9 protein-coding genes are annotated in these 12,148 nt (G+C 68.6%); 2 read left to right on the top strand and 7 right to left on the bottom strand.

Annotated elements, in window-relative coordinates; translation table 11 throughout:
• Positions 1-47: 47 nt before the first annotated feature.
• From ACLQ29_RS25820 to ACLQ29_RS25790, 7 genes are all read right to left on the bottom strand, one after another.
• Positions 48-1,463, bottom strand: coding sequence for a DUF4407 domain-containing protein (locus tag ACLQ29_RS25820; RefSeq protein ID WP_425774044.1), 1,416 nt, complete (start codon positions 1,461-1,463; stop codon positions 48-50).
• Positions 1,456-2,439 (bottom strand): hypothetical protein, encoded by a 984-nt coding sequence (locus ACLQ29_RS25815; RefSeq protein WP_425774043.1) that lies wholly within the window; start codon positions 2,437-2,439, stop codon positions 1,456-1,458. Before ACLQ29_RS25815 ends, ACLQ29_RS25820 begins: the two co-directional genes overlap by 8 nt.
• A 33-nt stretch (positions 2,440-2,472) precedes the next feature.
• A complete protein-coding gene (locus ACLQ29_RS25810; RefSeq protein WP_425774042.1) occupies positions 2,473-4,593 on the bottom strand; it encodes a hypothetical protein in 2,121 nt (706 codons plus the stop codon).
• Complete coding sequence (locus ACLQ29_RS25805) at positions 4,586-5,254, bottom strand: hypothetical protein (protein ID WP_425774041.1); 669 nt, start codon at positions 5,252-5,254, stop codon at positions 4,586-4,588. The genes ACLQ29_RS25810 and ACLQ29_RS25805 overlap by 8 nt, the downstream gene beginning before the upstream one ends.
• Before the next feature lie 208 nt (positions 5,255-5,462).
• Positions 5,463-6,173 carry a Crp/Fnr family transcriptional regulator gene (locus ACLQ29_RS25800; RefSeq protein ID WP_425774040.1) on the bottom strand — a complete coding sequence of 237 codons (711 nt, stop codon included), beginning with the start codon at positions 6,171-6,173 and terminating at the stop codon, positions 5,463-5,465.
• Positions 6,166-6,567 carry a hypothetical protein gene (locus tag ACLQ29_RS25795; RefSeq protein ID WP_425774039.1) on the bottom strand — a complete coding sequence of 134 codons (402 nt, stop codon included), beginning with the start codon at positions 6,565-6,567 and terminating at the stop codon, positions 6,166-6,168. The genes ACLQ29_RS25800 and ACLQ29_RS25795 overlap by 8 nt, the downstream gene beginning before the upstream one ends.
• Before the next feature lie 190 nt (positions 6,568-6,757).
• Complete coding sequence (locus ACLQ29_RS25790) at positions 6,758-8,218, bottom strand: CCA tRNA nucleotidyltransferase (protein ID WP_425774038.1); 1,461 nt, start codon at positions 8,216-8,218, stop codon at positions 6,758-6,760.
• A gap of 126 nt (positions 8,219-8,344) precedes the next feature.
• Between ACLQ29_RS25790 and murJ the strand changes: the two genes are divergently transcribed.
• Together murJ and ACLQ29_RS25780 are read left to right on the top strand one after the other, a co-directional pair.
• Positions 8,345-10,084 (top strand): murein biosynthesis integral membrane protein MurJ, encoded by a 1,740-nt coding sequence (gene murJ / locus ACLQ29_RS25785; protein ID WP_425774037.1) that lies wholly within the window; start codon positions 8,345-8,347, stop codon positions 10,082-10,084.
• 445 nt (positions 10,085-10,529) lie between these two features.
• Positions 10,530-12,137 carry a protein kinase family protein gene (locus ACLQ29_RS25780; protein WP_425774036.1) on the top strand — a complete coding sequence of 536 codons (1,608 nt, stop codon included), beginning with the start codon at positions 10,530-10,532 and terminating at the stop codon, positions 12,135-12,137.
• The last annotated feature ends 11 nt before the right edge of the window (positions 12,138-12,148 follow it).

Here is a 12,148-nt window from a genome sequence, read left to right as displayed (position 1 = left end):
ACGGGTGCCGCCCCTCTCGTGGGCGGCACCCGTTACGTCGGTACGGGTCAGATCAGCGAACGCCCGTTGACGCCGGCCGAGCCCGTACCGGCAGTGGCCTCCTCGGCCGTCCTTGTTGGCGCCTTTCGCGAGGGGGAACTCGGCTCGCGGAGCAGGTCGGCGGCGTACGCGCTGACCGCGGCTCCGAGGCGCGCCTTGAGCTCGACCTGGTGTTCCTGGAGGTGCAGGTCGTGCTCCGCACGCCGCATCCTCGCCTGGTTGTCGATGCCGTCGCGCTCGGCGGCATACGCGTCGGTGACCTTGCGTTCCTCGGTGTTCACCTGGTCGGCGAAGACCCGCTGGGAGCTGTCACTCTTGATCCGGTAGAGGTTGTCGTAGGTGCTGCTGCCGCCGAAGAACTTGATCACGACGGGCAGGCAGTCGATGGCGACGAAGAACAGCCGGACCGCCCACGTGCCCACGAAGAGCGCGGAGCTGCTTCCCGCCAGCACGTGCAGGGCATCCATCCGCTCAAGGAACCCGATGGGCCCTTGATGGCTGCGTTCTTCTTCGATCCGGGTCTCGACAAGACCGTTCCGTGCCTGTTCGAAGGTAAGCACCGCGCCACCGAGCCCGCGCTCCAACTCCGCGACCCGGGCACGCAACTCACCGAGCTTCTGCCCCTGTTCGGCGATGGGGTGGGTGCGGGCGAACTCGTCCGCGTCCGCGGTCCGTTGCCTGCACCTTGGTCCGTCGCCGGGCCGCCCCGTGAAACCGGTGCCGCGACCGCCGGCACACTCCTTGGCCGCGTTGTCCCGGAGGCGGTTGAGCTGCGCACCATCCCGATTGATGATGGCCTGAAGGCTTGCCACCTCGGCCCGGGTACCGGCGAGTTCCCGGCGGGCCGACGCCGGGGTCGTCTCGAACGACAGGGTGTACTCCCGGCACTCCGTCGTGATCGTGGTGTTCTCGGCGGTGGCGCTCTGCTCACCGTTGCAGGCCATGAGTCGGGTCCGCAGCGTGTCGATCTGCTTGCTGCGGTCGGCCTTGATGTGCTCCTCGATGGCCGTCTCGAAGATCCGCATCACGAGTGGCTCCGCGATGATGAATCCGAACATCAGGGCGACGCCCAGCCGCATCAGCAACGGGCCGACTCGCCTGGCGTTGCCGGCCATGCTTGTCACCAGCAGGCGGTCCAGGTTGAGGATGAACAGCGACCAGAGCAGAGCGGGGATCAGGTGCAGCGCCGACGTCCGCCCCATCGCCTGGTTGATCGCAATGAACATGGAAAAGCCGGCGATCAACGACGTGCCGACCAGGACCCCACCGAGCGCGGTGTGTCGGGCCCGCTCGTGCCAAACCTTCCGCAGCAGCGCCTCGTCCACGCCGGCCAGCGCCCGCAGGAGCCGGGACGGGTCCCGGACCGAACGCCCCGACACGTCGCCGGGCTGCCGATGCGGCGCTCGCATGCCCTCGTCAGTCAATGTCGGCCTCGTTCGGGATGAAGTCCGGCTCAGCGTCCTCACTTAGCTGAGAAACGCTCCGCCGACCGTGCGGCAGCGATGCGGGTTCGTCGGCGGCCGGAACCGAACGAGGCTCCGCCGCGGCACCAAGCCCGACCACCTCGTCCATCAGGCGCACCGGGTCTATCGACACCCGGTCGAAGAAGCCACGCTTGACCATCTCCTGGAGAGTCTCGTTGAGCTGCTGTCGGCGCAGCGCCTCCGCATCGTGCATCCGCTCGGCGACCTGGCCGACGTTGATCTCGTTGCGGCTGACGCCGAGCGCGTCGGCGTACGTGGGCCCGGCGGAGAGGAAGGACGCGACACGCTCGACGTCCTCGTTCTGCCACGCCACGTCCAGTCGGCCCAGCTGCTGATCCCACTGCTTGTCCCGCAGTTTGCGCCCGTGGTCGCGCAGATCAGCCGAAGGGTGTGCCATCACCGAGGTCAGCTCGATGGCCATTCCGGGGACCGACGGGGGCACGAGGGTGCAGTAGGCGGTTATCCGGGCGTCCACCAGCCGGCGGACGTCGTTGATGTCGTCGATCCGGTAGTCAAGGCCAAGGTTCTTCAGCTCCCGGTCCTGCCAGAGGTGGTTGGTGAGCACCGTGGCGAGATCCGTCAACCCGGTCTCCGCCACCACCTCCGGAGCAAGCACCTGACAGCGGAACGTGGTGACCACTGTGAACTCGTCCGCCGCGCTTATCGAAGGGATTGGCAGCTGACTGGTCAGGGTCGCGGTGCGTCGCTGCACCACACTCACCGCAACCGCGTCGACCACGATCTCGTCGCCGTAGTCGATGTGCCGATCGCCGTAGAGCCGTTGATGACCGTCGAACTTGAACACGTACACCGCGCCCGGGGGCAGCGGCGGCAGATCGGTGACGTTCCTCCGCCGGCCGAGCAGGCGACGGGGCGCCGGCGGCAAGGTCTTCTCCAGGAGTACGGGGTATCCCATTGGTTTCCTTCTTTCGGATCTGCGCACAAGGAATCAGCCCAGGGCCGGACGAGCACCCTTTCCGGCCAGAGCCGCCAGCAGAGCGGCGACGACCGGGCGAGAGATGGAGGGATCCACCGGCGACGACAGTGCCCAGCTCAGTTCTCGTCGCAGGAGTACGCACTCGGCGCTGGTCAGCTCCCGGCACAGGACGTCACCGAGGGCGCGGACCGCGTTCTCGGTGCCGTCGTGCTTCGCGAGCGACTCCAGGGTTGAACTGAGCGTGTCCATTGCCACGGAGCGGTGCGGCAGGCTGCGGAGGACCTCCGCCCAGAGCACACCTACCGGCTCGACCGCGCTCGGGCACAGCCGCAGAAGGCGGGCCACCACCGGTTCCGCGTGCTCCAGGTGTTCCGCGGAGAGCACTTCCAGGACTGTTTCGACGGCGTAGCTCACCCACCGTGGGTCCGGTGCCTGCTCGAGCGTGCGCCGCAGACGCAGCACAAGGCGCTTGAGTAGCAGTGTCGCGGAGTCCAATTCGTCGGCGACGGTGCAGAACAGCAGGCCCAGCGATCGGGCGGCGAGGAGGCGGATCGGCCGTCCACGGGTGGAGAGGTGCCACAGCCAGCGCTCGGCCTCCGTCGGGTAACGCATGCCCAGCGGCCCGCCCAGGGCCATCGCGGCTGTCACGGCCGGGCTCTGTCCGGCCCCGTCGGTCCAGTCGAGGACCAGCCGTAGCGCCGCCGGCGCCAGCGCGTCTTCGCCGGCCATGAAGGACAACGCCGACACGGCGGTGAAACGTTCGGCGGCGCGGCCCCTGCTCCAATGCCCGAGCATGTCCCAAACTTCGGGGGCGGCATTGCGGTCACGGGCCAGCAACGTCACCGCGAGGGCCAATTGCAGCCGTACCTCGACGTCGGCAGCGCCGGCCAACTCGTTGATCCAGATTCGGAGTGGCCGCCAGAGCCGATAGTCACATTCGTAGAGTTCGTGCAGCACGTGCTCCCGCATGCCATCGGCGACGAACACGACCCGCCGTTCCTCCCAGCCGACGTTGCCAACGGGATCGTCGCCGTATCGACGTGCCACCAGACCGCCGTCGCGGTAGAGGGTCCGCCGTCCCTGCAACGGCTCGGTTGTCGTGCCCGCTTCGACGAGAGCAGGCCGACGGAGCTCTTCGGCGTGCTCGATCTCGCACAGCCGAGCGTGCTTCTCCTCGAACGTGCGTTCGGGGAGCTCGTGGGCAAAGGCCAAGGCCCCCACCCACAACAGGTCGTCCCACGACGATGCCGTGGCGAACCACTCCGCCACCCGGATCTGCTCGGTGTGCTCGACCTCGGCCAGCGCGGCGTCGACACCTTGCGGCAGACGATCCAGCAGTCGGGCGACCTCCCCGGGAAGGCGGAGCTCGGCGATCCTGGCCCCGACGAGATCGATGTCCACGTCGTCGAGGGTGCCCGCACGCTCCAGATAGATCTGGAAGATGGACGAAGGAGTTGGCGGGGACCACTGGACTGTGAGGCTCCCCAGGTCACGCCGGGCGGTGGCGCGCTGATCGGTGGTCACGACCAGGTGCGCGCCGGCTGTCTTCAGCCGGTCAGCGAGGCGCCCGGCGTCGAACGCCTGCACCACACCGTCACGCTTCTCGCCGAGCCAGTCGAGCACCACGTAGCCACGCCCGCTGACGAATTCAGACTCCACCAGTTGGGCGAGGGAGACCGCGGGTGAGAGCCCGTTGATGCGGCCGTCGGCGCCGATCCGTTCGCGCAACAGGGCGAAGGCGGAGGCTCGCCGTCCCGTGCCCTCGTCCCCGCTGAGGAAGACGAGGCCCTGGTCCCGTAGCAGGGCAGCGGCGCGGACCCACCCGTCCGGCGGAGCGAAGTAGCGCAGTGCGTGGTCCACATCGACGGTCGGGAGCCTCCCCACCGACGTGTGCCCGCCGCTGGCCGGCGCGCCGGACACCCCGAACGTCGCGCTGTTGGCATGCACCTGCCCGTAGAACAGGTTGATGACCCGTGCGTCACGTCGCTGATCGCGGGCATCCGGCTCGTCCGGATCGGTGGTCGGCTCCGTCGTCGGCGTTGCCGGGGGCAGGTTACGATCCGCCGTCGAAACATCGGGCTCCGACGCCCCCGCCGGGGTCGGCTCGGTCTGTGTGCTAATCGCCTCAGTCACCCGTGCCACCGGAGAACCCGAAGGTCGCCTGACTCGCGTCGACCGCGCCGTGGAACACGTTCGTGACAGCTGGCGCACGGCGAACCGGCAGTTCCTCGCCAGCGAACACGATGTCCCGTCCCGCCTGGTTGACGGTCGAGCCGTTGGCGGCCAGCCCATTAGCGGTTAGCGCATCCTGGCCCGAGTGCCCCACGTGCTCACCCAGGTCGAGGAGACGTACGTCAGTGCCGGGCACCCGCACCCAGGCGGTGGCCTGATATTCCTTCTCCGCGACCGTGACGGGACGGAAGTCGCGCTCGGTGAGAGTGGTGTGATCACCGAGTACGAGAGTCCGGAAGACGTCGTCGGAGAGGGCGACCGCCACGTTGGCCGCCGGGGCGGCAGTGAGGGCCCGGTGCAGAGGGGCCGAGTTGAGCAGCCGACTGACGGTCACCACGCCCTGCCCGGCGAAGCCATTCGCGCTGGGATAGGCCACTCCCTGGTGAACGGCGATCCGCAACCGGACGCGCTCACCGTCGGCCCGCCGGCGATTAAGCCGAGCAAGCTCGGCGTCGACGTGGCGGACGAAATCGTCGACGACCCTGGGCTCGTTCCTACCCGGGGGCACCAGTGCCAGCTCTCCGTCGCCGGTGGGCTGGATGACCCACCTCGATCGGTCCACACCAGCGGCTTCCGCGGCACGAGTGAGTAGTCCAACGAGGAGCCCCTGTAGCTCCGCCTGCGCCCAGTCGTCCCGTCGTCCGTAACTTTCCGCGTCCACTGACACGCACAATCTGCGGTCAAAGGATCCAGCAGACATCAATTGACCGGCCTCTCCCGTAAACGACAACGTCTCTACCCTGCGATGCGGGCGCGATGAGAATCCCGTATTAGTACGGGATCTGGTCTGTCATCTGGCTGACCTTGCGCAGACCCGGCAGATCCCTGATCACCAATTGCCGATAACCACGGCTGATCAGCCCCTGCTGGTCGAGGCCGAGGAGTGCTTTCTCGGCCGTCGGGAGGGCCACTCCGGCCATCGACGCCAGCTCGCCCTGCCGAAGGGGGAAGCCCAACTCCAAGCCCAGCGGGCTCGGGGTGCCGTGCATCTCCGCCAACCAGACGAGGATTCGGCCAACTCGGGTCGGCGCGTCGTACGCGCGGAGATCGATGCGTTGACGGTTCGCCCAGCGCAGCCTCTGGCTGAACGTACGGTGTATCTCCGCGTCGATCTCCGGGTGCAGCTTGCCGATCCGGTGCAGTTCGGGAGGCTCGATCCGTCGTGCGCTCACCGCGCCGCAGGCGATCACCGTCGCCGAACGCGGCTCTCCGTCCACGGCGGCCATCTCGTCGATGATCTCCCCGCCCACCCGCACGGCGAGCAGCGCCTCGTACCCGCCCTCGGTGAGTGCGACGACCTTGACCGAACCGCTCAGCAGCACCAACAGGTGTCGGGACCAGCCGCCCTGTCGGAATGCCAGTCGCCCGCTCGCGATGTCGACCCGGGTGCCCGCCGCACAGATCTCGGTGAGGGCTTGACCGTGTAGACGGCCGAGCATTGTCTGCCGCGGCCAGCCCGCCTGCTGGCTGTCGTCACTCATCTGTCCAGTGCCGTGGGCCCGGGGAATGGTAGACAACGTCGCGGCCTGCCTGGATCGTCGTCCCGCCCCGATCAGCGGTGGCGTGTTGAACGGTGCGCCGGCTGTCTTGTGTCACGGACGGTTGAACCTCAGCTAGCAGCGTGGTCAGCTGGTTACGCAGCTCTAGGTCCGCTAGCAGGCGATCCTCAAGATCGCCCTGCAACAGGTCGCGCCGAGACCGCGTCCGCGGGACGTCCGCGACGATCTCGGCCCGGACATCGTCGATGCGTGCCAGCATCATGTCGCTTGGAGTGAACATTTCGGCGAGGCGGGACCTGACCAAATGCCAGGAATCGCTGGCCATAGCGCTAATCAGTGCCGCAGCACCAAGCTGCGCGATCTCCGCGGCGTCCATTCTGCTCCCATAGAGGTGACCGACAGGCCGGACACCACGGTAGGTCAGGCTGGAGACTCGTAACAACAGACAGCAACGACATTCTTCGGTGCTGTAAAAAGAGTGACAGACAGGTCCGGATGACGGTTCCGAAGGTATTCGGGATGCATTTTGCACCCCGTTAGCCCGGGGCCTCCGGGCGGAACGGACGTCAGGCGATCAGGCCCTCGGCGCGGGCCCAGCGCAGCAGCTCCGCCTCGGCCGCGTCGCGGTCCAGCGGGCCGTGCTCCAGGCGCTGCTCCTTGAGGTGCTTCCAGGCCCGGCCGACGACCGGACCCGGAGGCACGCCGAGCAGCTCCATGATCGCGTTGCCGTCCAGGTCGGGGCGGACGCGGGCCAGGTCCTCCTCGGCCTCGATCCGGGCGATCCGCTCCTCCAGCGCGTCGTAGTCGGCCGCGAGCTGGGCGGCCTTGCGCCGGTTACGGGTCGTGCAGTCCGAGCGGGTCAGCTTGTGCAGCCGGGGCAGCAGGTCACCGGCGTCGGCGACGTAGCGACGCACCGCCGAGTCGGTCCACTCGCCCCGCCCGTACCCGTAGAAGCGCAGGTGCAGCGCGACAAGCGCGGTCACCTTCGCGGTGACGTCCTTCGGGTAACGCATCGCCTTCATCCGGGCCTTTGTCAGCCGAGCGCCGACCACCTCGTGGTGGTGGAAGCTGACCCGACCATCGGACCCGACCGCCTTCGTCGCCGGCTTGCCCGCGTCGTGCAGGAGGGCGGCCATCCGCAGGATGAAGTCGCAGCCCTCCTCCTCGTAGGAGATCGCGTTCTCGACGACCGTCAGGGTGTGCTCGTAGACGTCCTTGTGTTGCGCGTGCTCGTCGATCTCCAGCTTCAGCCCGGTCAGCTCCGGCAGGAACCGCTCGGCCAGGCCGGTGTCGACAAGCAGCCGGAGCCCGGTGATCGGGTCCGCGCCGCAGAGCAGCTTGGTGAACTCGTCCCGGATCCGCTCGGCGGTGATCCGGTCCAGGTCGGCAGCCATCTCGGTCATGGCCCGGTGCACGTCCGGGTGCACGGCGAAGCGCAACTGCGCGGCGAACCGGGCGGCCCGCAGCATCCGCAGCGGGTCGTCACCGAACGACTCACCCGGGGTGCTCGGAGTCCGGATCACCTTTGCCGAGATGTCGCCCAGGCCGCCGTGCGGGTCGGTGAACCGGTGCTCCGGCAGGCTGACCGCCATCGCGTTGATCGTGAAGTCGCGCCGCTTGAGGTCCTCGTCGAGGCTTGTGCCGTACACCACCACCGGGTTGCGGCTGACCTGGTCGTACGACTCGGCACGGAAGGTGGTGATCTCGAGTCGGAGGCCGTCGCGCTGCGCGCCGATGGTGCCGAACTCGCGACCGGTCTCCCAGATCGACTCGGCCCAACCCTTGATGATCCGCAGCGTCTCGTCGGGGTGCGCGTCGGTGCAGAAGTCGAGGTCGTCACCGAGTCGGCCGAGCAGGGCATCCCGCACCGAACCGCCCACCAGGTGCAACTCGTGGCCGGCGCGGACGAACCGGCGGCCCAACTCGTCGGCGACCGGGGAGACCCGGAGCAGTTCGGCGACGGCGTTGCGCTGCGCGGCGGTGAGTTCGCGGCGGTCGGCGGCGTGGGGAGCGGAGGCTTCGGACATGGGATCGCCAGCCTATCGGGCCGGGGTGTGATCCGATCCGCCGGGCGTGGGTAACGGGTGGGGGTTGACTATGGTCTGTGGCGTGCGGGTCGGTGTCCGGCCCGACGTACCCCTGGGAGGCTGGAGATGAGCGGCGGGCTCTACCGCAGCGCCAACGCCACGCCGGACGGTAACGTGCCGCCGGCTGACGGGGCGGTCTTCATCTCCGCGGAGCCGCTGAACCAGCCCGGGGTGGAGGCCACGGCGCCCCCGCCCGAGGTCGTCGGCGAGACCAGCGCCGCCGCGAACAGCGCGGTCATGGCGATCGGCAGCCTGGTCAGCCGGGGCACCGGCTTCATCCGGAACCTGATGATCGGTGCCGCACTCGGCAACCTGATCGGCAACGCCTACACGACCGCCATCTTCCTCCCCAACCAGGTGTACGAGTTCCTGCTCGGCGGGGTGCTGACCAGCGTGCTGATCCCGGTGCTGGTCCGTCGGCGCAAGAGCGACGCGGACCGGGGTGAGGCGTACGCCCAACGGCTGCTCACCCTCGCGGTGCTGGCACTGGCCGTGGCGGCCCTGATCGCCGTGGTGTCGGCGTCCGGGCTGACCGCCATCTACGCCAGCGGCAAGGACGAGGCCTACACCAAACTGATCACGCACCTGTCGTGGCTGATCCTGCCGATGCTGTTCTTCACCGGCGTCAGCGCGTTGATCGCCGCAGTGCTGAACACGCGGGGTCACTTCGCCGCGCCGATGTGGGCGCCCATCCTCAACAACCTGGTAGTGATCGGCGTCTTCGGTCTCTACATCCTGGTCTACGGGGCGAAGGGGCTGCAGCCGTCGGACATGGGCCTCGGCCGGATCCTGCTTGTCGGTGGCGGCACCCTGCTGGGTGTGGCGGTACAGACCGCCGGCCTGCTGCCGGCCTTGCGCAAGGTCGGCTTCCGCTGGCGGTGGCGGTTCGACTTCCGCGAGCTGGGGCTGCGTGAGCTGGCCAAGCTCGGGGCCTGGATGTTCTGCTACGTGGCGGTCAACCAGCTCGGCCTCTTCGTGGTGGTCAACCTCCTCACCCGGGCCGCGGGCACGGACCAGGCCGGCATCCTGATCTACAACAACGTCTTCCTGTTGCTGATGATGGCGCACGGCATCATCGCCGTCTCGATCATCACCGCGCTGATGCCCCGGATGGCCGCCGCGGCGGCGGACGGGCGGTTCCACGACGTCACCGCCGACCTTTCCCGGGGTGTCCGGATGGTGACAGCGGTGCTCGCGCCGATCGCGGTCTGCTACGCCGTGCTGTCCACCCCGATCTCGGTGGTGGTCTTCCGGTACGGCGCGTTTACCGCCGAGAACGCGACGGCGACGTCCACGGTTCTGCTGACCGCCGCGCTCGCCCTGGTGCCGTTCGCGATCAGTCAGCTCTTCACCTTCGCCTTCTACGCGCTGCCGGACACCCGCACCCCAGCCCTGATCAACATCCCGGTGGTGGCGCTGCGGGTGGGCGTGCAGATCGTGCTGTTCGCCGCGTTCGCCGCGAACTTCGCGGCGGCCGGGATGATGATCGGAAACGCGGTCTCGTACGTGGCGGCGGCGGTTGCCTCCGCCTGGTTGCTGCGGCCCCGGGTCGGCCGGATCGGGCTGGGCGCCATCATGCGCACCCTCGGCCGGGTCGTGGTCGCCGCGCTCGGCGCGGCACTGGTCGGATGGTTGGTGATCAGCCTGCTGCCCGGCGGCGACCGGCCGAGTTGGTTTGAGGCGGCCATCCAGCTCGTCGTCGGTGGCGCGGTGATCGGCGGGAGCTACCTGGGTCTGGCCACGCTGCTACGGATCGGCGAGATCACCGAGGTGGTCGGCATGGTCCGCCGCCGCCTCGGTCGCTGACCGCAAGCACCCGATCACAAAAAGTTTGCGCACACACGGAACGTGACCACGGATCACCAGGCTGGGGACACAGCTGTGGATAACTCCGCGATTCGCCGGTCAACTGCCGCATCGACCTGTGGATAACCAACCGTACGGCTGAGCGTGGCAAGCCGAACGGCGGGAACAGGCACGGTGGCAGGTGCGCCACGCCAGCCCAGCCCCGGCGTCGGTCACTTGCGGTGAAGCCGTAGATTAGCTAGTACATGTGCCAGCAACGTGGCTGACAACGGTCGTAACCGGACGAGTTCCTCGACTGCCGGAAGCCCGTCGGGTAAGGCGGGAAGATGACATGTCGGGGAGACGGGCAACCCGGGTAAGGTCGCTCTCGACGGGTACGGCAGGGGCCGACGCTGCGCGTCGACACCGGTCGGCCGGTTCCTTCAACGGCAGAGCGGGAAGCCACATGCCCAGCAGTGCGGGTCCATCGATCGACACGATCACCGAGGGAGGACGGGTGACCCAGGTCGGCGAGGGTCAGGAGGCGGACGAAAGCGCTCCTCCGGTTATGACCTTCGGTGCTCCCACGGCCGGTGAAGTCCTCGCCGAGCGGTACGAACTGGTTGAGCACATCAACAACGACAGCGCGGGTCGGCTGGTCTGGCGCGGGGTCGACGTCATCCTGCGCCGTCCCGTCGCGGTGGTGCTGCGCTACCCGGGTGGCGACTCCGCCACCGAGATGCTCCAGGCCGCCGTCGCGGCCAGCCGGGTCATCCACCCCAACCTGGTCGGCGTCTACGACGCGATCGACGAGGCCGAGCGGGCGTACGTGGTGCGCGAGTGGGTCGACGGGCAGTCCCTGCGCGACCTCGCGGCCGACGGTCCACTGGACCCGGCCCGCGCCACCGCGATCGGTAACGCCGTCGCGAGCGCCCTCGCCGCCGTGCACGCCACAGGCATGGTGCACGGCAACGTCCACCCCGGCACCGTCATGATCAGTGATGAGGGCCGGGTGGTCTTGGCCGACGCCCGCACCGATGGCGCGGACAGCCAGGAGAACGACATCCGGGCGGTCGGCGGCATCCTCTACTTCGCGCTCACCGGCTCGTGGCCACACGCCGAGGCGCCGCTGCACGGCGCCACCGCCGGTCACGGCCGGGCCGCCATCCCGGACGCCGTTCGCGACGCCGGAGGTGGCATCGCCGCGCCACGTCAGGTCCGGGCGGGTGTGCCCGCGTACCTGGATGACCTGACAATGGATCTGCTCGACGCCGAGATCGCGCCGCCGTCGTCCGATGTGCTCGCCGCCGAGCTGGCCCGACTGGACGTGCCGGCCGAGGAGGAGCACTACCTCGAAAACAGCGGCCCGTTGCGATTCGCCGCCGAGACCGGCGAAGAGCCGTCGCCGCTGGCCGCGGCTGGTGGTCGCAAGGTCGCCGTGGGCATCGCCGGCCTGCTGGCGGTTGCCCTGGTCGGTCTGCTGATCGGCATCAGCACGCTTGGCGACAAGGACCCGCAGGCCAGCCAGAGCCCGGCGCCGTCGGCAAGCGCCCCGGCCAACGATGCCACTCCGGCCGCCGTCGCGGTCCGCAAGCTGCCCGTGAAGGACGTTCGGATCGTCGACCCCGACAGCCTGAAGCGCGATGAGCTGGACGGCGCCAACAAGGCGGTCGACGGCGACCCGGACAAGGGCTGGGGCACCGACACGTACACGGCCGCCAAGTTCGGCAACCAGAAGCAGGGCATGGGGATCTGGCTGGATCTCGGCGCGCCGCATACCGTCAAGTCGGTACAGGCGGTCCTCTCGGCCCGGGGCGCCTCCGCCCAGCTCCTCACCGGCACCGTCAACCCGCCGTCGACCTCCAACGGCGACAAGCAACTGATCGCCAACTACCGGACCGCGAAGACCGCCATCGGGCAGCCCTTCGAGGACCACGACGGCACCACGATGGCGTTCGACGGCTTCAACGCCGACGCGAAATACCAGTACCTGCTGTTCTGGATCACCGAGTTGCCGCCCAGCGATGGGGGCTACCAGGTCGACGTCCAGGAGATCACGGTCCAGGGGTCGTGATCCTGGCAGCT

The sequence above is a fragment of the Micromonospora sp. DT228 genome, assembly GCF_049841595.1.
GTDB lineage: Bacteria > Actinomycetota > Actinomycetes > Mycobacteriales > Micromonosporaceae > Micromonospora.
The sequence above is the reverse complement of the archived record's forward strand: the minus strand, read 5'-3'. Positions and strand labels throughout refer to the sequence as shown.

Excerpts from the sequence above, each read along its gene's own strand:
- ACLQ29_RS25815 (WP_425774043.1), bottom strand. The coding sequence starts at position 2,439 with ATGGGATACCCCGTACTCCTGGAGAAGACCTTGCCGCCGGCGCCCCGT.
- ACLQ29_RS25800 (WP_425774040.1), bottom strand. The coding sequence starts at position 6,173 with ATGAGTGACGACAGCCAGCAGGCGGGCTGGCCGCGGCAGACAATGCTC.
- ACLQ29_RS25795 (WP_425774039.1), bottom strand. The coding sequence starts at position 6,567 with ATGGACGCCGCGGAGATCGCGCAGCTTGGTGCTGCGGCACTGATTAGC.
- ACLQ29_RS25790 (WP_425774038.1), bottom strand. The coding sequence starts at position 8,218 with ATGTCCGAAGCCTCCGCTCCCCACGCCGCCGACCGCCGCGAACTCACC.
- murJ (WP_425774037.1), top strand. The coding sequence starts at position 8,345 with ATGAGCGGCGGGCTCTACCGCAGCGCCAACGCCACGCCGGACGGTAAC.
- ACLQ29_RS25780 (WP_425774036.1), top strand. The coding sequence starts at position 10,530 with ATGCCCAGCAGTGCGGGTCCATCGATCGACACGATCACCGAGGGAGGA.